Annotated in this window: 22 protein-coding genes and 1 pseudogene; 14 read left to right on the top strand and 9 right to left on the bottom strand. The window is 66.2% G+C overall.

Annotated elements, in window-relative coordinates; translation table 11 throughout:
- Positions 1–2,025 precede the first annotated feature (2,025 nt).
- Positions 2,026–2,259: a hypothetical protein gene (locus CIW48_RS06160; protein WP_149310004.1), complete on the bottom strand. Its 234-nt coding sequence runs from the start codon at positions 2,257–2,259 to the stop codon at positions 2,026–2,028.
- 621 nt (positions 2,260–2,880) lie between these two features.
- Entirely contained in the window at positions 2,881–3,768 is an 888-nt protein-coding gene (locus CIW48_RS06155; protein WP_149310002.1) for a LysR substrate-binding domain-containing protein, read from the bottom strand.
- A 339-nt stretch (positions 3,769–4,107) separates the two neighbouring features.
- Between CIW48_RS06155 and CIW48_RS06150 the strand changes: the two genes are divergently transcribed.
- From CIW48_RS06150 to CIW48_RS06100, 10 genes and pseudogenes are all read left to right on the top strand, one after another.
- Positions 4,108–4,386 (top strand): hypothetical protein, encoded by a 279-nt coding sequence (locus tag CIW48_RS06150; RefSeq protein ID WP_149309999.1) that lies wholly within the window; start codon positions 4,108–4,110, stop codon positions 4,384–4,386.
- Positions 4,387–4,729: 343 nt separating this feature from the next.
- Positions 4,730–6,430, top strand: coding sequence for an ABC transporter ATP-binding protein (locus CIW48_RS06145; protein ID WP_149309997.1), 1,701 nt, complete (start codon positions 4,730–4,732; stop codon positions 6,428–6,430).
- The gene (locus CIW48_RS06140) at positions 6,414–7,439 is read left to right on the top strand and encodes an HlyD family efflux transporter periplasmic adaptor subunit (protein WP_149309994.1); all 1,026 of its coding nucleotides are present in this window, start codon (positions 6,414–6,416) and stop codon (positions 7,437–7,439) included. The genes CIW48_RS06145 and CIW48_RS06140 overlap by 17 nt, the downstream gene beginning before the upstream one ends.
- Positions 7,440–7,921: 482 nt before the next feature.
- On the top strand, positions 7,922–8,662 hold the full coding sequence (aqpZ, locus tag CIW48_RS06135) for an aquaporin Z (protein ID WP_149309992.1): 741 nt from the start codon (positions 7,922–7,924) through the stop codon (positions 8,660–8,662).
- 307 nt (positions 8,663–8,969) lie between these two features.
- On the top strand, positions 8,970–9,488 hold the full coding sequence (locus CIW48_RS06130; protein WP_149309990.1) for a potassium channel family protein: 519 nt from the start codon (positions 8,970–8,972) through the stop codon (positions 9,486–9,488).
- Positions 9,489–9,571: 83 nt separating this feature from the next.
- The gene (locus CIW48_RS06125; RefSeq protein WP_149309988.1) at positions 9,572–9,787 is read left to right on the top strand and encodes a hypothetical protein; all 216 of its coding nucleotides are present in this window, start codon (positions 9,572–9,574) and stop codon (positions 9,785–9,787) included.
- A 478-nt stretch (positions 9,788–10,265) separates the two neighbouring features.
- Positions 10,266–10,355 (top strand): annotated as a pseudogene (locus CIW48_RS34695) (ornithine aminotransferase); the annotation flags it as partial.
- A 116-nt stretch (positions 10,356–10,471) separates the two neighbouring features.
- Positions 10,472–11,281 (top strand): universal stress protein, encoded by an 810-nt coding sequence (locus CIW48_RS06110; protein WP_149309986.1) that lies wholly within the window; start codon positions 10,472–10,474, stop codon positions 11,279–11,281.
- 59 nt (positions 11,282–11,340) lie between these two features.
- Positions 11,341–11,694, top strand: coding sequence for a hypothetical protein (locus tag CIW48_RS06105; RefSeq protein WP_149309984.1), 354 nt, complete (start codon positions 11,341–11,343; stop codon positions 11,692–11,694).
- Between the two features lie 387 nt (positions 11,695–12,081).
- On the top strand, positions 12,082–13,515 hold the full coding sequence (locus CIW48_RS06100) for a GGDEF domain-containing protein (protein WP_173009188.1): 1,434 nt from the start codon (positions 12,082–12,084) through the stop codon (positions 13,513–13,515).
- A gap of 176 nt (positions 13,516–13,691) precedes the next feature.
- Here CIW48_RS06100 and CIW48_RS06095 read toward each other — a convergent pair whose 3' ends face one another.
- Entirely contained in the window at positions 13,692–14,507 is an 816-nt protein-coding gene (locus CIW48_RS06095) for a universal stress protein (RefSeq protein WP_149309979.1), read from the bottom strand.
- Between the two features lie 594 nt (positions 14,508–15,101).
- Between CIW48_RS06095 and CIW48_RS06090 the strand changes: the two genes are divergently transcribed.
- Together CIW48_RS06090 and CIW48_RS06085 are read left to right on the top strand one after the other, a co-directional pair.
- On the top strand, positions 15,102–15,689 hold the full coding sequence (locus tag CIW48_RS06090; RefSeq protein WP_246695147.1) for a cytochrome b/b6 domain-containing protein: 588 nt from the start codon (positions 15,102–15,104) through the stop codon (positions 15,687–15,689).
- A 5-nt stretch (positions 15,690–15,694) separates the two neighbouring features.
- On the top strand, positions 15,695–16,390 hold the full coding sequence (locus tag CIW48_RS06085) for a VIT family protein (RefSeq protein ID WP_149310100.1): 696 nt from the start codon (positions 15,695–15,697) through the stop codon (positions 16,388–16,390).
- Between the two features lie 169 nt (positions 16,391–16,559).
- Here the strand turns inward: CIW48_RS06085 and CIW48_RS06080 are convergent, their stop codons facing one another.
- The 3 genes from CIW48_RS06080 to CIW48_RS06070 form a co-directional block, all read right to left on the bottom strand.
- Positions 16,560–17,033, bottom strand: coding sequence for a hypothetical protein (locus CIW48_RS06080; protein WP_173009187.1), 474 nt, complete (start codon positions 17,031–17,033; stop codon positions 16,560–16,562).
- 11 nt (positions 17,034–17,044) lie between these two features.
- On the bottom strand, positions 17,045–17,695 hold the full coding sequence (locus tag CIW48_RS06075; protein ID WP_091777447.1) for a BON domain-containing protein: 651 nt from the start codon (positions 17,693–17,695) through the stop codon (positions 17,045–17,047).
- Between the two features lie 384 nt (positions 17,696–18,079).
- Positions 18,080–18,772 (bottom strand): helix-turn-helix domain-containing protein, encoded by a 693-nt coding sequence (locus tag CIW48_RS06070; protein WP_149309977.1) that lies wholly within the window; start codon positions 18,770–18,772, stop codon positions 18,080–18,082.
- A gap of 486 nt (positions 18,773–19,258) precedes the next feature.
- On the opposite strand from CIW48_RS06070, the gene CIW48_RS06065 reads away from it, so the two are divergent.
- Both CIW48_RS06065 and CIW48_RS06060 read left to right on the top strand, forming a co-directional pair.
- Positions 19,259–19,576: a phasin family protein gene (locus CIW48_RS06065; protein ID WP_149309975.1), complete on the top strand. Its 318-nt coding sequence runs from the start codon at positions 19,259–19,261 to the stop codon at positions 19,574–19,576.
- A 79-nt stretch (positions 19,577–19,655) separates the two neighbouring features.
- Positions 19,656–19,928 (top strand): hypothetical protein, encoded by a 273-nt coding sequence (locus tag CIW48_RS06060; protein ID WP_149309973.1) that lies wholly within the window; start codon positions 19,656–19,658, stop codon positions 19,926–19,928.
- A 187-nt stretch (positions 19,929–20,115) separates the two neighbouring features.
- On the opposite strand, the gene CIW48_RS06055 is transcribed toward CIW48_RS06060, so the two are convergent.
- From CIW48_RS06055 to CIW48_RS06045, 3 genes are all read right to left on the bottom strand, one after another.
- Entirely contained in the window at positions 20,116–20,508 is a 393-nt protein-coding gene (locus tag CIW48_RS06055) for a response regulator (protein WP_173009186.1), read from the bottom strand.
- A gap of 91 nt (positions 20,509–20,599) precedes the next feature.
- Entirely contained in the window at positions 20,600–21,208 is a 609-nt protein-coding gene (gene fixJ / locus CIW48_RS06050; protein ID WP_149309969.1) for a response regulator FixJ, read from the bottom strand.
- On the bottom strand, positions 21,198–21,854 hold the full coding sequence (locus CIW48_RS06045; protein WP_149309967.1) for an ATP-binding protein: 657 nt from the start codon (positions 21,852–21,854) through the stop codon (positions 21,198–21,200). The genes fixJ and CIW48_RS06045 overlap by 11 nt, the downstream gene beginning before the upstream one ends.
- Positions 21,855–22,100: the final 246 nt, after the last annotated feature.

Raw genomic sequence — 22,100 nt, 5'->3', positions numbered from 1 at the left:
GTGAGAAGACCCAGTCTTGCGTCGGGCGGTATTACTGAACCTAGTCGACTGGCTGCGGATGCCGACTCTGCACGCCTCGGTAGTGTCGTATGTTCGAGGGGCACCCATCATGCGATCGACGGTGCGAGAGCGCCAGGCGCGGCTGGAGGCCATAGGTGCCGAGAATGGTCACCCGACCGTGGCAGGCCGGGCAGCGCTTGATCGCGTCCCGGAAGTGCAATTGTGCCTCGTTGACACTGAATGTGCGCCAGATGGCATCCACCTTCACTTCGCAGAGCGGGGCTGGATGCGCCGTCATGACGAACGCCGCGATGCGTTTCGAGCCCCGGCCCATGCCGCGCAAGCTCGATGGTCGGCAACCATCTCGTCAGAGGCCTTGGCGGTGCCCGACGCTTTCATCGCCCGCACCCTCTCGGTCAGGATCGTCGCTGTCATCTCTTCCACTGCGATGGCTCGGGCAACAGACGGGTGATTCAGAGGCCTCGGCCTCCTTCGCGTTCCGCCGACCTGTAGATCTGGGCCCTGATGGTTAATGGGCCGTTGATCTGCTCTGCCGCCCAGTCGGCGCCGCGGCGCATATGCTAGTGGCGCGGAAAGTCGTGCGCAGGCAGGTTGGCGTCGGACAGGAGCGTGTGGGCCCTGAAGATAGCGTCGCCGTCAGGCCTCTGCCTCTGATGCACATTCCGGCGCATGAGAGGGCGCAGTCGTCGAGTCAGCGTCGTCTACAAAGCGGTCTGGCTGTTCGACCAGCGGGAAAAGGTCCGCCAAGCCGTCGGCGACTCCATGAAGGACCGGGTCATGCGAGGAGCCGTAAGATGGGGTGTGCGAGGCGATGGTGCGCATGCCGGATACGGATCTGAGCATCTCAGGGATGAGCGGCCTTCGAACCGCCCTTGATCTGGGTTAATAGCTCTTGACGTCAAAGGTTCAGACGATTTTTCCCGCTCGGGTTGTAGGCTCCGGCCGAGCTTACGGAGCTAGGGTTGAGCGAAGATCCCGACCCGCTCGCATGCCGCCCCGACGGTGCGAAATCCAACAATATCTCACGGCAACGCTTCAGAGGCAGTAATATTTGTCGCACCATCTGCCAGGAACTTCACTGTTCTTGATCGGTCTAATTTTCACGATTCCATTTTCATATGCTCGGCTGTCGGAGCTTTACATGCGCATATGGCTTCGCGCCTCAATGGCCGCTCTTTTGGGCGTAGCCTCCTATTCCGCCCTCGCGCAGGATATGGATCAGACCGGGTCTGGTCGAGGACGTGCCTCGGCCGCAGGCGTCTCGAGCGGTGCGCATGCAGGACGGCGGGTGCCCCACCCGAACGTACTGGGGCCCAACGAAACCGGCAGCATCCAGCGGCGTACCCCCAGCGATCGGCGAGACGACGCGATCAGCAGGGGTATCTGCATCGGGTGCTCCCCTCAATGAGCGATTGTCTCACGGAACGCTGAACCAACGCGGCGCGAACGCGCGATCTACCGCATCGCACCCTATATCTGTTGCGTCGCACATTCGGGGCCCGCCCCGTACCGCTCGGAGTACCTCTGTCGAATACGAAGGACCGCGTCCCGACGGACGTCGCCCCGGTACCCGAGCCCGTTGCGCCCCGCTATAAAGATGCGATGGCGCGGCTCCCGCCTGTACAGATTACCAAGCGGCGGCTCACAGCTGAGCGTGATCTGCCGGCGGTCGGCTCGTTCAGTTGATGGAATAAGCCTGTTGTTCAGAGTGAGCGAGCCTGATCGCAGCGGCGCGATGTTGCGGGAGGCTGAGTTGCCGCGTGAAAACGCTCCTCAGCAGAAGCGCAGCATCATCCATGCACCCGCGCACACCCCTTTGGTCGTTATGCGCTGCAGGGTGGGCGCTTTGATCGGTTGTGTAGAACCGCGACGGCGTCGCGCTTCTTCAGCCCTTCCGGCGGGCAATTCCTCCCACAACCTCGGGCCGCTCCGCCGGAGCGGCCGCGCTAGGATCGGCGCGGCGGGGACACTGGAGACCGCAGAGCGCTGGCCCATGGCCGCAGGTCATCCGGTTTCAGCTGGCTCTTGCGCATTCGATGCGACCGTGAAGCCCTCGCGATCGAACACGTTGTAGAGGACACAAGCTGGATCGAGCCCGAGCCCCGTTATGTGCGCGATGGCCGCATCCTTGGCTTCGGCCAGCGTACTGAACGGGTCCGGCAGCTGGTACATTCGCGCAGCCTGCTCGCCGCCATCGGTCTGCGCCGGAGGCGTTGTGATTTCGACCGTGTAGGGCATGAATCCAGCCCGCCCGTGCCTAGTGGAATACGCCGAAGAACCACAACAGCAGAATGATCGGCAGCGGAATCCCTAAAAGCCACAGCAATCCACCGCGCAGCATCATTGCCTCCTATGTGTCAGAAAACATACCGAACACCGGTTTGCTCGTCTCTGAAACGCACAGACCCGGGAAAGGGATGCACATTGGCGGCATTCATGCTCGTTCTGCCCCAGCAGCAATACTGCGGGAGACCCATGCGCAGCGTGCGGGATTAAGAGACACCGCAGGCGGTTTCGAAGGGGCCCCGCTCTCCGCATGCCGGCGTGGTCAACGCGGGTGGGTTCCTGCTCGTCCCGCTTGCGGACGGTCCTCTCGCTTCCGGAAACCTCTCGGTTTCGATCGCCATCGATGGCAGGCTTTTCGAATCCCGATCCGCCACGCATCTGGACCAGCCTTCGTCGACGACGAACCCGCATCGATGCGGCCGAGCGGTCGTGTGCCGGTGACCAGGGCCCGATCCGGTTTCTGTTCGCCTCGACCCTTGCCGCACTCAGGCCGGCTGATCTCAGCATTGCAAACGATTCCGATCTCGACACAGCCTGCCGTTTCCGGTGATCAGCCTGGCTTGAAAGCAGCAATCAAGGTTTTCCGCCAGGTCGGACCTGCTCCAGGGCGGCGACAATGGTCGAGGACAGCAGCTCGGCGGCCGGCGAGACGTGGCCGGGTGCTCGATAGAGGACGATCTCGGTGTCTGGCAGCTTCGGAAGCTGTAGCCCGGCAGAGACGGAGATCATGTTCGCTGGGATCATCTCCGTCGGCAGAACCGTCACGCCGAGGCCTGCCTGGACGGCAGCTTGCAATCCGGCCAAGCTCGGACTGGTGTAGACGATACGCCACTCGCGTCCGGCGGCATCGAGCGCCGACAGGGCGCGCTTACGATAGACATCGGGAGCTGGCGCGAGAACGAGGGGAATCGGGCTCCCGGTCTCCACGACTACGCGTGGTGAGGCGACCCAATCGAGCACTTCCCGCCAGACCTTGGTCCCGCCGGTCGGTCCCTGCGGCTCGCGCTTGAACAAGATCAAATCGTAGCGGCCCTTGCCGAAATCATCGAGCAGATTGAGGGTGAAGTCGCAATTTACCTGAAGTGCGACCTGGGGATGGGACCTCGCGAAACATGCCAGCACCTCCGACAGGTGCGTGGTCGCGAAATCCTCGGGCGTCCCGAGCCTGACGACGCCCGACACCTCCGACTCGACCAAGCGTGAAAGCACCTCGGCTCCGAGCCCGAGGATCTGCCGCGCATAGGTGAGCAGAATCTCGCCATCGGGTGTCACTCTCAACTCCCGGCCGTCCCGGTCGAAAAGGCGGCGAGCGAGACCGTCCTCCAGGCGCTTGATCTGCAGCGACACGGTCGATTGGGTCAGGCTCAGTCGTTGGGCCGCACGCGTGAAGCTGCCGTTGTCGACGATGGCGACGAACGTGCGCAGCAAGTCGAGGTCGAAGGGGAGCAGCGGACCCGGCATGGCCGAGACATCAAATCTCGCCGGTGGTCCCGCAAGTACCCCTGCTGTGCGCCTGATTCATCAAGGGTCGCGTCGGTGCGCGCGCGTGAGGAAGCGCACATTTCTGAGCAGTCGAACTGCGGGTCTTCGGGATTAAATCGTATTTGCGCCAGGCATCTGCTGGATGCCTATTTATTTTGGCAATGGCCATCATTGGCTTCGTGGCATTGTTCGCCGATCTGGTCGTCGCCAGATCCTCTACGTGGATGAGGCGGAATGATTTGTCGATCTATCCGGCGTTCATACTCGTCTCATCCCCACGCGTACCGATATCGTCAAGAATTGGAACGGAGACGAACCATGAGCATTTCGAAGAACACAACGCGTCTGGTCCTTGCAATCGCCCTCTGCGCGACTGCGCCGATCGCCGCCTTCGCCGATCAACCGGTCGGTTCCCGGACGCGTCCGCTGCCGCACACGACCTGGGACGGGTTGACGACCGGCGCGGTCGCCTTCCCGGACGCACCGCTTCTGTCCGCGGGTGGCTGCCGGAGAAGCTCGGCCCAGGAGGGCAATGCTGATCAGCAGCATTTCCCGACGCAGCAATACGGCCAGACATCGGGCGGCTACCGCTGCTGAGCGAAGCGAGACCCTCGACCCGCTTCCCCGGCACAGGACGACAACCGGCCGGTCCGCCCCACCAAGACGTCGTGGCAGACCGGCCTCCCGATCCCTCCGCGGCGGGCGTGTCCCCGCAGCCTCCGCCGTGGGCCGTCTGCGGATCGTCCGTTCCATCCACTTTGCGCCCCGTGGCAGATCACAGCCCGGCCGAGACCGGTGTCTCGGGAGTGCCGATCCGTGGCGCGATCCGGGTCGCCGGACTTCGACATGCGACCCGTCTCCTGAGGGCGGTGCACCGCAGCCGGCCGAAGCCGTGATGCCGCGCGCACAAGTTCGGCCTGCTTTGGAAAGCCTGCGACCCATGAATGCGATTCGACACAAGCCTCTGACCGTCCCGGAAGCGTGGAGGCTCACCGCGCGCTTCCTGAAGCCGGAGGCCGGCTTCCTTTGGCTGGCGATCATCTACGGGGGCGTCGTCGCGCTCCTGGGCCTTGCAACTCCGGTCTCGGTCCAGATCCTGATCAATTCAGTCGCGAATACGGCGCTGCCGGCCCCCTTGTTTGTCCTGTCCGGGCTGCTGCTCGGGCTCCTGCTCTGCGCGGTGATCCTTAGCGCAGCCCGCATCCACGTGCTGGCGCTGTTCGAACGGCGTGTCTTCGCCAGGATCGTCGCGGACGTCACGGTGCGCACCGTCCACGCCAAGAATCCGCATGTCGATGACGTTCAGCACAAGGCACTGTTCAATCGCTTCTTCGATCTCGTCACCGTACAGAAGGCCGTGCCACAGATCCTGATCGGCGGTTTTGCAATCCTCCTGCAATCCGGGATCGGCCTTGTCCTGACGAGCTTCTACCACCCCTTCTTTCTCGCCTTCAATGTCGCCGTCGCCCTCCTGCTGCTCGGCATCGGGTTCCTCTGGGCTGGACCGGCGCTCCGGTCGGCCGCGGCGCTGAGCCACGCCAAGCATGAGACCGCCTGCTGGCTCCAGAGCGTCGGCTGCGCGAACGGCTTCTACAGAGACGGCCATCAGCTCGGGTTCGCGATCGCGCGCTCCGAGACGATGACGGCGGCCTATGTGCGGGCGCATCGCCGCCACTTCCGCCACACCTTCGCGCAGACCGTCGGATTCCTCTTGGTTTACGCCGTAGCGAGCGCCGCGCTGCTGGCGATGGGCGGATGGTTGATCCTGCAGGGCCAGCTGTCGCACGGCCAGCTCGTGGCGGCGGAACTCGTGCTGTCCGGGGCGTTCTACGGCATTTCGCAACTGGGCTCCCACGCGGAGACCTTCTACAAGCTTGTCGCAGCGCTCCACGAATTGTCGCTGTTCGACGGGATCGAGCAGGAGGACCCGGGCCGACGAGGCGGTGCGCCTCTGGGCGATGGGGCCCTGCGCCTGCGCGACATCGAGGCAGAGGGCTATCGCTTCGACTTCGCGGTCGGGAGCGGCGAAGTCCTGGCCGCGACCGCTGACGTGGAGATCGAGCGGACGATCATCGCGCTGCTCCGGCAGGAGCTTCGGCCGCAGCGGGGATCGGTGATGATCGGCGGAGCCGACATTGCCGCGTACGATCCGGACAGCCTGCGTTCCGGGATCCTGATCCTGGATCGTCCGGTGCTCCCCGAGATAGTGATCCGCGCTTACCTGTCGGCGGCCGGCGACGAGAGCGCGGCGGCGATTCACGACAGCCTGGAGCGTGTCGGGCTGTTCGAGCGCATCCTGCGCCTGCCCCTCGGGCTCGACACGCCGCTGTCGTCATCCGGCCGGCCGCTCTCGACAGGCGAAATCATGGCTCTCAAGCTCGGCGCCGCCCTTCTGGACCCGCCGAAGCTTCTCATCTTGTCGCCGCTCTACGATTTGCTGCCCCCGGACCGCGTGGCGGCAGCGCTCGCACGGCTCCGCGATGCGGGCACGACGGTGCTGCATCTCACGCGGCGACCTGGACAATCGCTCCACGATGGCCGGATCCGGCTCGACCCGCGCGAGCAAGTGCGCGCCGCCGACCGCGACGGGCGGCGTGATCAAGCCACGCAGCCGGAGAGGGATCATGCTGTCGCGGCCTGAACATCTGCATCACTTTGCGACGCTGCGGACCCTCAGGCCGCCTCGGGCAGCGGTCGCCCTCGGCTGGATGCTCGGCCTCGGGACATGCCTCGCCGTGCTGATCCTCCTGTACGTACCCTGGGTGCAGACCGCGGCCGGCGCGGGGCGCGTCATCGCACCGAACCCGGCCGATCGCGTCCAGGCGATCACGGCGCTTGTCCAGGGGCGGGTCGAGCATTGGTATGTCGAGGATGGCCAGCGAGTTCGTGCGGGAGATCCGATCGCGCGCCTCGCCGACAACGACCCCTTCCTGCTGCAGCGGCTCGCCGCCGAGCGCGAGCAGATCGAGGCCGAGATCGCGGCGGCCGAACAGGCGGTGAAGGTTGCTGAAAGTCAGGTCAGCCAGACTCGCGAGGCCGCCGAGAAAGGCTTCGTGACCCGGCGTAACTTCGAGGCCGCTCAGATCCGTGTGGCGGAGAAGCGCGCGCGCTTGGCCGCGGCCAAGGCTAAGCTGAGCCGGCTCGAAGTGTCCGTGAACCGCCAATCGGCGCAGCTCGTCCGCGCTCCGCGCGACGGCCGGATCCTGCACATCAATGCGGCCGCCGGCGGCACCCTGGTGAATGCGGGAGATATCCTGGCCACCCTCGCACCCCTGGCACCGGCCCGCGTCGTGGAATTGATGGTCGATGGGCGCGACGTCGCTCTGATCCACGCTGGCCAGCCCGTGCGCCTCGCCTTCGAAGCTTGGCCCGCCATTCAGTTCAGCGGCTGGCCATCGGTGGCCCATGGCATGTTCGACGGGCGCGTGCGCGCGGTCGACCCCTCGGCGCAAACGAGCGGCCTGTTCCGGGTCCTGGTCGAGCAGGATCCAGGCAAACCCGCATGGCCCGACGTCGCGTTCATTCCGCTGGGGGCCAAAGTGCGCGGCTGGATCCGGATGGAGACCGTTTCGGCCGGCTATGAACTCTGGCGAATCCTCAACAATTTTCCCCCGGAATTTCGCCGGTCGGGCCCGGAACCGGGCTCGTGAACTGATGTCGCGCGCTCTTTCGCGCGAGCTCGCTTGTTGCCGATCCAGTTGAGAAGCCCGCGCACCGCCTGGTCGCGTCTGGTCGACAGCGACGGCCCGCTGTTCTGCCTCCGTCGCTCGCAAGCGGACCGGTCGCTGTCCCCCAGTCTGGGCCCGTCGCTTCACGCTTGTTTGTCGGTTCAACACTGTCAGCACTCCTCGCGACCTCGTCGTCCGCCACGCGCCGATAGGGCCGAGCTGTCTCCATTCCCGGGCGCATACCGATCCTAGCCTCGGACCGGCTCGGCCAGCCTGCTCCGGCGTATTCAGAATATATTGTGCGCCGAATGTTGCTTATTGACCCGATATGTTCAGTGCTAGCGCGCTGTTCGGGTCCGTATTATTGTCTTGATGCAGTCAATCCGGTCTCGCGATGTGCGCAAGGAGGGAGCCTCACCGTCGACCCTGGACGGCGGGTGAGGCCAGCAACGGAAGGTGTCGATATGGACCACGATACGATGCGCCGAGCGACAGCCGAGTTCTTCGGCACCTTCTGGCTGACCTTCGGCGGCTGCGGCGCCGCCGTACTCTCCGCCGCATTTCCCGAACTCGGGGTCGGTTTTCTGGGTGTCGCGTTCGCCTTCGGTCTCACCGTGCTGACAATGGCCTATGCCGTGGGCCATATCTCGGGTGGCCACTTCAACCCAGCTGTCACGCTCGGGCTCTGGTCGGCCCATCGCTGTGCGAACCGGCACGTCCTGCCCTACATCGTCGCGCAGGTGATCGGGGCCGTCTTCGCGGCGGGTGTCCTCTACAGCATCGCATCCGGGAAGCCGGGCTGGGTGCCGAACGGCTTCGCTTCGAACGGCTACGGCGAACTCAGCCCCGGCAAGTACGGCCTGACCGCCTGTCTGATCACCGAATGCCTGACGACGTTCTTCTTCCTGTTCATCATCATCGGTACCACGTCGAAGGGCGCCGCTGTGGGCTTTGCCGGCATCCCGATCGGCTTTGCCCTAGTGCTGATCCACCTGATCTCCATCCCGGTGACCAACACCTCGGTCAATCCGGCCCGCAGTACTGGGCCGGCTCTGATCGCAGGCGGCGATTCCATGGCGCAGCTCTGGCTGTTCTGGGTCGCGCCGATCATGGGAGCCATGGCGGCGGGGGCCTTGGCTCGGTGGTTGTACGAGCCTGCGGACATCGCCGAGACGAGCGTAGTCGAGAAGCGGGCTGCGGTGTAATTCGCGCATTCCCGGAACGGAGAAGCCCCAGGGTCGGATTCCTATCCAGGTCATCGCGCCCGCGCCGCGGAGTCGGCGCGGCGCGAACGACGTCCACCGGCCGCGAATGCCGGCCGGTCGTCCCGCATGCAACCGGAGGCTCACCCGTCACGGACGAGTTCTCCACCGCCCTGCGGCAGGTCCAGCCGAGCCGGAGATCGCATTGATCCGGATCACTCCGGGCGATCGGCGTCTTGAGCCAGGTCAATGACACATCCGCGCCAACCGGCAGGCTCGCCCCCCGGTAACATCCATCCGGGACAACGCCATGATCCTCGCCATGACGGCCAGCGTCGTCCTCGTCATGTCCACCATCCTGGTGCTCTACGAGACGCTGCGGCTGACCTCCGAGCACCTGTCGGAGCTGCCGGTCCCGCCGCGCTTCCGCATCCTGGCCGTCGTGCTCATGACGTTCGTGGGCCACACCGTCGCGGTCTGGATCTACGCCGGCGCCTACTGGCTGCTCGTGCTCCGTCTCGGCGTCGGCGCCTTCGCGGGCGCGCCAGTGACGTCATTCGAGGATTGCCTGTACTTCTCGGTGGTGGCTTATACCTCCCTCGGCTTCGGCGATCACTTTCCGACCTCGCACACCCGGCTGCTCGCCGGCGTCGAGGCACTGAACGGCCTGCTCCTGATCGGATGGTCGGCTTCGTTCACCTATCTTGCCATGGAACGATACTGGCCGCTCCATGGCACCACACGGGCGCCCATGCCGGCCGAGCTTCGCCCAGGACGCGCGGCCAAGCCGGGCCGGGCGCGCCTGTACCCGCCGGCGCCGGGCGCGTGAACGCGCAGTCTTCGTTGCGCTGGATCAAGGCTGTCGGTTCTGACGGTCCTTATCGTCCGACGGTGCAGAGACGGAGGCACGCGATGCGCAAGTACCTCGTCACCTTCCGCAAACTCGTTCCCGATGACAGCGGGCACGAACACGATGCGGTGCAGCGGCAGGCCGTCGTCATCGCCGGCTGCGAAAGCTCGGCCGCCCTCGCCGCCAAGGCGATGTTCTGTGAGGCTGCCAGCATCATCGACTGGCGATTGCGGGCCGACAGCTGCGAGGTCGTCGAACTCGCCGAACTGGTCGCCTGAGAACATCCCGATGAGTCGTCATCCGGCCCAGCCGGTTCACTGGAAGGGATGGCAATAGGCCGTCACCGGCCACGCCATCAAGGCGCTGGACGGCATTTACCACGTGCCGTTCGTCGAGATCCGAAGCGCGGGCGATGGACCCTCACCGCGGCTCGATGCCCTTCACCGAGGCTACGGGACGGACCGCGAGGATCTGCTCGCCGCCCTGAAGATCACGCGCACCCTCCGCCCGATGCCGGGGCCCTTCGTCGCGGCCGGCGCCGTCAGCGGCCCAAGTCCGATTCTTCCGGTCCTCGGGGATGAAGGCAGCCCTGAGGTTCCCAGCCCCGCCGCCAGCATGTCGAAGCCGCGCCTGCTGTGGGTCCTCGGGCCCGGCCTGATCACCGGCGCTGTTTGCGCTGGATCAATGTCGGGCCGCGTGCCGGTTTTAGCGTCGGCTTCGACCTGGCGAGACCTGGGTCCTTCGAGGAGTGCCACGGTGTGTGACAAGCTGATCCGCCAGAACGTCATCGACGAACTCGACGTCGAGCCGGGCGTGGATGCGGCCCATATCGGCGTCGCGGTCGACTAGGGCATCGTCACCCTCACGGGGTCTGTCGGGGCCTGCGCGCAGCGGGTTGCCGCCGGGGGCGGGCACCGCCCCGCGCCCGTCCCGGCTCCGTCACCGCTTTCCGGAGTGCCTGCATGACCATCGCGAACATCATGGTTGCGGTCGACCTGGGTGAGCCTGCGCGCGACCGCGTCCGTCTTGCCGCACAGCTCGCCGACGATTTCCAGGCCCGCCTCATCGGCGTCGCGGCGGAGATGCCGGATTACGGCGGCTGCCCCGTGGGACCGACGCCGGGCGGTGCGTATTGCATCCCTTCGATCCAAGAGGCCGTGCTGGACGACCTCAAGCGCGCCCAAGCCGTATTCCAGGCGGCTGCAGGTGGGCAGAGCCGGGTCGAATGGCGCTCGAACCTCGATTTTCCCTCGGCGTTTCTGGCGTCACAGGCCGCCGCCGCTGACCTCGTAATCCTTGGTCGGGGCGGCGACGGGAACCCATGTCTGTGCGTCGATCCCGGTAACATCCTGATGGGCCTCGGCCGTCCGGCACTGATCGTCCCGCCCGAGGTCGGCCGTCTCGCAGCGAAGCGGGTGGCCGTCGGATGGACGAATACGTGCGAGGCGCGCCGTGCTGTCCGGGATGCCCTGCCATTTCTGAAGCGGGCATCCGAGGCTGTGGTGGTGACCGTCGATACGGGACACGGCACCGACGACACACGGGACGTCATCGCCTTTCTCCAGGCCCATGACGTCTGCGCAACGTCGGTTCGGGCGGAAGCCCAGGGGATCGGGGCCGCCGAGGCGCTTGTTGAGGCGGCCGTGCAGCACGGCGCCGACCTGATCGTCACGGGCGCATACGGCCACGGCCGCCTGCGCGAGTGGGTCTTCGGCGGCGTGACCCGCGCGCTGCTCGCGGGCAGTCCCGTCTGTTGCCTGATGAGCCATTGACCGAACGCTGGCTCTCACATCCCGCGGCATCGCGGACGTCAACTTGCGGGAGGCTGACGATGGAAGGACCGGGCATTGCGCACCTGCTGGGGGCGGCCGATGCGGCTGTGGAAGCCAAAGCCGCGCAGGTCGGCGCCGACATCCTGGCACAGTATCGGAAACTGGCGGCGGACCTGCGCCGGAGAGGGTCGGATGAGATGATCGCGGTGGCGGCCGCGCTCGACCCGAAAGAGCGTGCATGCCACCAATACGCGTTCGAGCTCTACGGTACGGCTGCATCTGAGCTAGACGACGTCATTACGGACCTGCTCGAAAGCCTGGACTGCCGGAGCACAGCGGCCCATGGCCGCGCCCTGATCGTTCTCGACGGCGGCAAAGCTCAGGATGCACTGCGCAACGAAGAGCCACGCTGAAATCTTTGGCCTCGCGGACAAGGCTGCCCAGCCTCGTACCGCTGCACAGAGCCATGCTCCAACCCGCCCGAAGGTCCGATGCGTTCCCGTTGGTTCAGGCCGGATTTTAGGCGTTCATCCGCCTGCCCTCTGGGATTGGTATTGAGCTCTTGTCGATTCGCTTTGACGTCGATGCGCAGTCTTCGACACCGCGCGGTCCATGAGCTGCGAAAAAATGATGCGTCGATTTCGATCGCATCATCGCTCAACTGCGTGCGGCTGGTTGTGTGCATTCAATCGGTAGTTGTCGATGAGTTGCTCACCTGCGGCTGTTTCCAATATATATTACTAACTATTAGTTGACTACAGTTAACGACTAATTTACAGACGTCGGTTCATGATATGGTCATGAGCAGCGACAGTCTCGGCCGTTACAACGAAGCGAAAGAAGATAGCCGTTTGTGGCTCACGGCAGCGTCACTTTGTTTCGGTGCCGCTGCCTTGACGATTTATCTAACAAGCAATGGGCGAGACATAGCCTGCATATGGCCAGCCAATGCGATCTTGGTGGCCCTGCTGCTGGCGGATGCTCGACCGCGATGGATCACCGTGCTGAGCGCCGGCTTCGTTGCCAATGTTTCAGCAAACCTGATCATGCGAGGTACCGTCGTCGGTCCGCTTCTTTACGGATGCGCGAATCTCGCAGAGGTATCGTTGGCGGTATTCTTCTTGCGAAGATCGGGTGGGAGGGACGGCATTCTCCAATCCACGCGGTCCGTCGTCCGCTTCCTCTTCATCGCAGGGTTGCTGGCGCCGGCGATAAGCGGCGTCGTAGGCGCTTCGACCGCCTTCTTCGTTTTCGGCGAGCCGCTGCTGAAGTCTTTCGGTGCCTGGGCTGCAAGCGACGGGCTCGGCCTCGTCGTTTTTACGCCCTTTCTCGCGGCCGCATTTCGCGGCGACTTCGTGACCTGCTTCGCCGGCATGACTTGGCTGGAGAGGGTGGAGGCGGTTGCCGTGCTCGTTCTCGCAGGCGGCGTCACGTATTTCGTTTTCTTCGGCACGGATCGTCCGTTGCTATTCGCGATCTTTCCGCCGTTGATGTTCGTCAGCTTCCGACTCGGACGGCTGGGTGCGAAGGCTGCCGTCATGGTCGTGGCGATTATCGGAGGCATCGCCACGATGCATGGCCAGGGACCGATGGTGTTGATTGCCGCGGATGCCGCCACGCAGGCTCGGGCCTTTCAAGTCTTCCTCGCCGTCATACTGCTGACCTGTCTGCCTGTCGCTGCCGAAGTCTCCGCTCGGGCGCGGCTGACGGCGGCTCTGGCCGCCCATGACCTTGAGATGACGGCGCGTGCCCTCACGGATCCGTTGACGGGGATCCTGAACCGGAGAGGTTTCGAGGCAGAAATCAGGAGGCTATTGCCGAGACAGGCTCCGCCATCGCATAGCCTGATCGCTATAGACTTCGATCATTTCAAGCAGATCAACGACCGTTGGGGGCACCTGGCCGGTGATCGGGCGCTTCAGCACCTGGCATCGCTGCTCACATCCCATGTCCGCGCGGGAGATCTTGTCGCACGTCTTGGTGGCGACGAGTTCGTGGTCCTTCTTCTGAACAGCGATCTCGAACTCGTAAAAGCGGTATGCGAGCGGATCCGTGCCAGCGCCCACGGTTCGCCGCTCACGATCGATGCCAGATCCGTAGCGTTCATCAGCCTGAGCATGGGGGTGGCTTCGGCACGTCCGGGCGAAGCCTATGAATTGTTGATGGAGCGCGCCGATCGCGCGATGTACGATGCGAAGGAGGCGGGTCGGAATACGATCCGATGGGCTGCCTGATCGCGGCCATGCCGGCCTGTGGCGAGCCGTTCCCCGACGCACCCGACCGTATGGCATCGCAGGCAGTTGGTCCGGGCGACGGTTTCGCCTTGTCGCACATGTCCCTCCCGAGGTGCCGCGGGCGCGCCGGTGAGGACCAGCCGGAGCGCCGGCGAGACGGATCGCTGCCGGGCGCGTCAATGGCTCATGAGGCAGCAGAGGGACGTGCCCTGCAGCATGTCGCGGGTGGCGCCACCGAAGATCCACTCGCGCAGCCTGGAATGCCCGTAGGCGCCCATGACGATGAGGTCCGCGTCCTCCCGCCGGGCGAACCGGAGGATCTCGTCCGCGGCGCCGATCTCGGGTTTGTTCAGCAGATGGGTGGTGACGGTGACGCCGTGGCCCGACAGATACGCGGCGACGTCGGCCGCACCCTCCCGCCTCGCCTCCGGTCCCGCCACCGCGACATGGACCTGATCGGCTCGCACCAGGAGCGGCAGGGCGTCGTGAACGGCCCGGCGCGCCTCACGGTTATCCTTCCAGGCCACGACGACCCGCTTGGCCGCAAGGCTCTCGACGCCGGGTGGTGCGACGAGGACGGGACGACCCACCTCCATCAGCACGCTCCCCGGGGCGACACCCATGAGCCCGGGATCGCCGTCCGCCGGTCCCAGGCGGCCGACCACGACGAGGTCGGCGGCGCGCGCCTGTTCCACCAAATAGGCCAGAGGTTCGGCCAGCGCTCCCCGCCAGGCGGTCCTGACCCGGCCGCCGGTCTCGCGCAGGAACAGCGCGTGCGCCTCGGCCAGTTCCTCCTTCGCCCGCGTCTCCTCGATCTCGACGATGCGCTCCGACACATCGGGACTGTCGACCGGGATCATGGTGACGAGCTGCCGCGCGGCGATGCCGGTCAGAGTGGCGTCGAAGCGCGCTGCGATGTCGGTGGCGAGTCGGACACGATCCTTGGCCGCTGCCCCGAGATCGACCGAGACCAAGATGTTCGATATCCGCATGGTCGCCTCCCGTCACCGCGCTGTCGGCCCGGCAGAGGTATGCTCGCCCGTGCCCGTGACCCGGGCTTTGATCCATCTCAAGGGGCCGGCCTGATGGGTCGAGCGGCTTCAGGGCACGAGGACGGCACTCCGGAATGTGCCGACCTCAGCCCTCGCCTCCCCCGTCTTCCGCGCGACGGGCCTGCGCCTGGACCGGCATGAGACCGGCAGCCGGCAGGTGATATCGCGCTCCGCCACACCCGGCCGCTTGCGTCGCGGCATAAGCTTAGATTAATTCCAAACTACTATGTCCGACATCAAGGTATCGCTGCCGTGGAATGCCCCCAGCTCGGGACAGCAGGCGCTGTTGCGCCGCCTCGAGCATGATGGGTGCTCCAACGTCTCGGGCTTCGTCCGGCGCGCGATGCGGCCGCGACTCGAGTGCGAGCTCGTCAGACCGGGGCTGCCGGGCCTGACCGGCCGCGCGCCCCCGGCCCCACGAATCCTGAACGCGAAGGTCCGGCGCATCCTCCCGCGTCAGCCGGTCGAGGGCGGTACCCTCGAGGCTCGTGAGGCTCCGCCCGCTCTGAAGACGATCGCAACGGAGATGCCGCGATGCGCATGAACACGGCGGTGGACGCAATGCCCGGCAGGCGGGGCACCGCGACCTACGACCGGGGCACCATCGCCCTGCACTGGCTGACCGCAGGGCTCGTGCTGGTGCTCTGGCTGATCGGCACCTTTCTCGAAGACCTCGTCCCAAAGGGTGCCATGCGCTCCGGGATCTGGTCGGTCCACTTCGACCTGGGCTTCGTCCTGACGGCCGTCATCGTCGCGTTCCCGGTCTGGCGCCATACTGGTGGACGCCAGCTTCCCGTCGATGATCCAGGCCCGCTGCATGTGCTCGCAATGATGACCCATGCCGCCCTGTACCTGCTGCTCTTCGTGATCGCTGCGCTCGGCATCGCCAATGCCCTCGTGCGCGGCGTCACCCTGGTCGGTCCCCTCGCGTTGCCGGCCGTTGGCGACCCGGCCTGGCGCCGGCCACTCACCCACTGGCACGGGCTGGCCGCCAACATCTTGATGGCATTGGCGCTGTTCCATGCCGCGGCGGCCCTGGTCCACCACTACCTCTGGCACGACGGCATCCTGCGGCGCATCCTCCCCGGCCGCGCCGCGCAACGTCCCTTCGAGAGGCCATGACGACCGTGCGCAGGCTCCATGCTGAGAACCACCTCATCGAACGGATCGGCTGGCTCCGCGCAGCGGTGCTCGGTGCCAATGACGGGCTCGTCTCCACCGCGAGCCTGATCGTGGGCGTCGCTGCGTCCACGGCGTCCACCGGCGAGATCCTGGTCGCGGGCAGCGCCGGTCTCGTGGCCGGGGCGATGTCGATGGCGGCGGGCGAGTACGTCTCGGTCAGTTCCCAGTCGGATACCGAGCGCGCGGATCTCGCCCGTGAACGGCGCGAACTCGAACAGGACCCCGCTGCCGAGCGTGAGGAACTCGCGGCGATCTACATCGCCCGCGGCCTCGACCGTGACCTTGCGGTGCAGGTCGCCGAGCAGTTGATGGCAAAGGACGCCCTCGGCGCGCATGCCCGCGACGAACTCGGCATCTCGGAATTCACCACGGCACGACCGATCCAGGCGGCGCTGACCTCCGCGGCGACCTTTTCTTCGGGCGCGGCGCTACCGCTGGTCGTGGCTGCCATCTCGCCGGCCCACCTTGCGATCTACTGGGTGTCGGCGGCCGCCTTGCTCTTCCTCGCCGTGCTCGGCGCCCTGGCCGCGAAAGTCGGAGGCGCAGAGATCTGGAGACCGACCGCGCGGGTGGCTTTCTGGGGTGCCCTCGCAATGGCCGTTACCGCCGGCATCGGGCATCTCGTCGGAAAGGCCGTCTGACCGGTCGCGGTGCGTCCTTCACAGGCCGGATCGTGCAGGCGGCCTCATGAGCCACCCGCAACGTCATCCGGCGTCGGCTACCGGGACAGCGATCGACCCATCTCGCCGACCGGCGCGCGCGGGATCTTGAACCGGAACGTACGCACCGGCTCCGCGCGCGACGTCGGACTCATTCAGAGTGTCCCGCGCTCGTCGCTCTGATTTGCACGATTCTGAACGTGTGATCGACGTCCTCCTCCGCATCCCGGATGGAGACGTACTCGCCCTCGATGAAGGTGTGTGACCCGAATCGATAGCCGGGCTCGTCGTCCGCATCGGTGCGGTCGTCGTAGTCGATCAGCCAGGTCGCGCCGCCCTCTCCGCCCGCCCGGTGCGCGAGTCGGCCGTGGCGGTCCGGCTCGCCCGTCCAGAAGCGACGAACGCGGCAATAATCGCGCGTTGTGTGCCAGAGCGCCGCGTCGAGGCGACCGTCCGGCCCGAGCGGCGCGACGATCTCGTAGCCGCGGCCGGCGCTGCCGTCCGGATGCTCCGGGCAGCGGGCCAGCGTCAGGATGACCTGGTGAAGCCCGGCATGAGCGCCCGGCTTGATGGGAGACGATGGCTGGCGGTGAGAGACCGCCGGCGCGTGCGTTCCGTGGGACATGGTGGCTCTCCTCAGCTCAGGGCGACGATTCGGTCCTCGACAGCGCGCACGCCCGGCACCGACCAAGCCGCGCGCTCGGCCGCGTCCCGCTCAGCCCAGGCCGTCACGGCGCCTTCCAGGGTGACTTTGTCGCCCGACACGGTGACCTTGATCTGGTCGGCCTCGAACAGGGCACCCCGCTTGAACGCCTCCAGGATCTTGTCCTTGACCGCTTTCGGCGGAACCTGCGGCCGCACCTCGATGAGATTGGTCACGCCGTGCACGCCGGACAGCTTCCGGACGGCCGCCTCGACACCGGCCATCTGGTACTGCCAATCCACCGTGCCGGTCAGCGTGACCCAGCCGCCCGCGACCTTCACTTGGATGGCCTGCTTCGGGAGGTGCACGGACCAGTCGATGATCGCCAGGGCGCGGGCCGCGATCTGATCGTCGGCGACCTTCTTGTCGTCGGCGTAGCGGACCTCGATGTCCTGCGCGATAGCGCGCACACCCCTGACGCGGCGCACAGCGCGCTCCGCCTCGACCTTCTCGGCGTAGCTGCCGACATGGCCCGTGAGGGTCACCACCCCGTCCGCCACGGCCACGCCGATGTCGCCGGCGTCGAGGCTGGGGTCGAAATCGAGTTCGTCGAGCACGGCGCGGCGCAGGTCCTTGTCGGTCATGGCGTCCTTCCTCATGATGTCTCTCCCGTTCTCGTCGTGCGATGTGGCGGGCTTGGAGATCCTGCGCGGTTGAGACGAAGGAGCCTTGATCCAGCGCAACGCCCGTGCGTTGCCCGGCCCGCGTGAGTGCTGCGCGTCGATCCATCTCCAGAGCGGTGCCCGACGGTGTCGCCCGAGGATCAGCCATCCTCCGACCGGCCGCCGCGGCCAGCCTTGAGGCAGATCAAGCGCGGACGTCGTCGCAAGGTGTTGCCTGGCGGGCGGAGGCCGCGGTCTTTGACAGCTTCGGAAACCGCAGTCCCGCACCGGCCGAAAGGGAGGCGCGGCACCCGGGAAGCTACGGTCGGACGGTGCACCGATACGTTGCGCGATGTGGCGTCCCGCTCAGTCTTCGACGACGCGGCGAAGCCGAGCGCGGCGCAGGCTGACTTGGCGGCCTCCGGCGCGGAGCAGGGCCCCCTCCTCCTCCAATTGCGAGAGCGTGCGCGACACGGTCTCGATGGTCAGCCCGAGGTAATCTGCGATGTCGCGCCGGGTCATCGGCAGGGTGAAGGTGCCGGTGGCGCCGAGGCGCTCGTCCACCTCCATCAGGAACGAGGCGACACGCTCCGTGGCCGACCGGCGCCCGAGCAGGAGCGTCAGATCCTGGGCGTGCCGCAGGTCGTTCGTGGCCATGGTCCAGAGCTGGCAGGCGACCGCGGCGCTGCCGCTGGCGGCGCGCTCGATTTGCCGCCGCCGGAAGATCAGCACATGGGTGTCGGCGAGAGCCTCGGCGGTTTGACGATGGGTCTCGCCTTGACCGAACCCGAACAGGTCGCCGGGGAGGTGGAAGCCGGTGATCTGGCGACGCCCGTCGCTCAGGACCTTGTGGGTGCGCACCGCGCCTTCAACCACTTTGTAGACGAACTCGGCCTCCTCGCCCTCGCCATAGATCTCCTCCTCGCGAGCGTAGGAGAAGGGTGTGCCGATGAGTTCGGGGCAACCCGCGAACACGGCGCTTCCGGTGACGGACGGAACGCGAGCGGAATGGCCTGCCGGGAGCCGCGTGGTCGTCCGTGCCGTATTCTCGGTGCTCATCGCGTCGCTCCTCACCTGCGTCGGTAGCAGCGAGAGTGGCGACAATCGCGGATCGGCGAAATTCCGGTCGGTGTCTTAAGGGGATCCGCTTACGGGCAACTACGTAGCGGTGCAGGACGGGCTCAGACCTGCGGTTTCGCGACGGGCGCGCGAGCGGGAGCGGGCTCTCCGAGCAGGCTCTGGATCCATATCCTCCATCCTGTTCCCGAGGCATGTCATCGGCTTCCGCTCGGAAGCGCAGGCGCCGGGGCCCGGGCGGCAGACGGTCCGCCGCACCACGGCTCGCGAATCCGTCAAACGGAGCCCTTCTCTGGCTCAGGATGCTGAATAGCTTGGCCAGCCATCGAACCGCAAGAGCTTGACAGTCTAGTTTATGTATCGCGGAAGTGTAGAGTCCGCTTGCGGCTAAGCTTGCTTGACCTAAATCAAAGACATCTCCCCCGGCGCGCTCTCTGGTGGCCGCCATCCAGTATCAGGGAGAACCCCATGCATTCGCAGCACGCGACACCGATACGGATCTCGGCATTCGCCGGTCCCGCCGAGGCCATCGAAGCCGGCATCGGCACTTGGTGCACCCTGGCGGTCGACCTGCCGCTGCGCATCGCCGCGGAGACACTACGCTTCACGAGTCGCCGCCTCCAGGCTCAGGCGGATCATTTCGCGGCGCTGGGCGGCTGCAGTTCGCTGAAGGCCGCCGTCGCGCTTCAGACGACGTTCCTGACCCAGGGCGTGGCCGCGTACCAAGCGGAGGCGATCACGCTTTCTCGGGAGGTCGCGGAGGCAGCCTCCGTGAAGGCGGCCTGACACGGCTCGCCGGGACCGCGTGCGGCTCCGGCGCTCCCACTTCGACGCAGTCCGACGCGGTACCACCAGGACGGACCTGATGCCGGCCAAGCCAGTATCCCCGACCCTCTACTGGGTGTTCCAGCGCCGTTGCCAACCTGGCTTATGCTGTGCCGTGCGCGAGACCATGTCGCTCCCGAACTTCGTTCGACCGGGCGATTGGATTTTCGGCGCGACCGTGCGCGAAGATGACAGCCTGCCGTTCGGCTTCCTGCCCGCCCCCGCGCGGGAGGCCACCGAGACATTGGGCTATTACGTGTTCCACCATCCCTGCGAGACCCTGGCCCCGCGGTATTCCCGCCGCTGGGCGTGAGGGCTGCCTGATCGCGCGCACGCCCGATCGACGTCAGTCCGCCCCGCTTCCGCCCCTCTGGAAATCCGTCGGAGCGGGGACGTCACATGAGGCTCCTCGATCTGCGCTATGAGCCGATCCGCGCTCGCCGCCGGGCTCGCCGCCGCGCTCGCGAAGTCCCGCAACGGTCGACCGTCGAATCAGCTCTTCAAACCCGATGCATCCCGGCCCCGGCGACTTTGTGGGCGGCGATCATGCCCAGCAGGGCATCGAATGCGAGCGGCTTCTCGAACAGAGGCACGCCGGCCGCGCGGGCACGACTCCGGATCCCCGGGGCGGGATGTCCGGTGATCAGGATCACGGGCACGTGGGCATCGAGACTCCGCAACCGGCCGTACACTTCAAGGCCGTCCATCCCCGGCATGACGTAGTCGATCAACACGAAGGCGGGATTCCGGCCGGGAAAGGCGGCCAGCACTTCGGGACCGTCGGCGAAGGTCTGGACCACGTGGCCTTCGCCTTCCAGGAGAAAGCGCGTGGAGTGCAGCACGGCCGGGTCGTCGTCCACGACGAAGATGAGGGCCGGAGCAGCAGATGGCATGACAGTCGACATGGGCGTTGGGTAGGTCTGGATCGTGGCCGAGATTGTGTCGGGGCGGGCCGGCACCGGCCTTGACTTGCCTCAACCCCGATCAGGTCAGGCCGGCCAACACCGACCAGCGCACAAGTTCCTGCAGGTTGGCCGCCTGGGTCTTGGCCATCAGCTTGGCGCGGTAGATTTCGACGGTACGCGGGCTGATGTCGAGCGTGCGCCCGATTTCCTTGCTTGTACCGCCGGCCACCAGTTGGTCCAGCACCTGACGCTCGCGCTCGCTCAGCGTGCCGACACGCCGGACGAAGTCCCGCAATGCAGGCTCTACCGGTTCGGCCGGTCCGTCGCATCCCAGAGCCGTGCGCAGGGCCTGGAGCAGCGGCTCATCGTCGAACGGCTTCTCGAGGAAGTCGCAGGCGCCGAGCTTCATCGCTTCTACCGCGAGCGGAACGTCTCCGTGTCCCGTCATCATGATCACCGGCAAGCGGTGCCCTGCCGATCTCAAGCGGCGGAGTAGCTCCAGCCCGTCGATGCCGGGCATGCGGATATCGGTCAGGACGCATCCGGCGGCCGATTTCGCCAGTCGATCGAGCAACTCCGTACCGGCCTCGTAGAGCCGCACCTCAAAGCCCGCCGTCTCAAGCAGGAAGGCGACCGAATCCAGAATGGCAGGTTCGTCGTCGACGACGTGTACGAGGTCAGTGGACATGGGACGCGTCCCCGTCGTGCGCGGCCGGGACGGGCAGCCGGAAGGTGACCCCGCCGGCGCCGTTGCGTTCGCCCCTCAGGCGGGCGCCATGCACCTCGACGATGATACGGAAGATCGAGAGGCCGCGGCCCATCCCGTTCGGCTTGGTCGCGACGAATGGCTGGAACAGCCTGTCGGCAACCGCGTCCGCGATGCCGGGACCCCTCTCGGAGACGGGGATCTCGACGGCCTCCAGCTCGACAGGCTCGGCTTCGACCGTCATTTCGCGTCGGTCGCCCGGCTGCATGGGCTCGCGCGCATTGCGAATCAGCTTCACCGGCACCTGCTGCACCTGCGCGCGGTCGGCCAGGATGGAACCACCCTCCCGATTCACAACGAGGCGCGCGACGGTGCCCCGCTCGCGTGCGTCGACCAGCGCCAGGGCGCTGGCTTCCTCGATCGACCTCGCGCCCGACTCGTGCCGCCTTTCCGTCTCGCCACGGGTGACGAATTCGTGCAGGCGACGGATGATCCGGCCGGCTCGCACCGCCGGCTCGGCGGTTCTGCCGAGGGCGCCCACCGTCCTGGCGATGGGGTCCGCATCTCGCCGCGCCAGCGGGTGGCAGCCCATGGTCCGGGCAGCGATGGCCGTCTCGATGGGGTTCATCGTCGTTCGCCCCCAGAACGTCCGGCGAGCCGCGATGCCAGGAACCGACCGTGGCCGTGTCTCGAACCGCGTGCGTCAGGCGAGCGCGAAACTACAGCGATTTCTCAACCTGCAATAGACGTCGGGTGGCGCTCGCTTCCGGCGTCCCACAACGCCTGGATCGGTGCACAAGCGCATCACGTTCTGAACACGGCGCTTGAGGTGGATCAAGGCCGACCGACCGCGACGGGACGAACCATGTGGCCG

Origin of the sequence: Methylobacterium sp. P1-11, from assembly GCF_008329595.1 — a bacterium.
In the GTDB taxonomy this organism is placed as follows: Bacteria; Pseudomonadota; Alphaproteobacteria; order Rhizobiales; family Beijerinckiaceae; genus Methylobacterium.
This window is presented reverse-complemented; position numbering and strand designations above follow the sequence as displayed.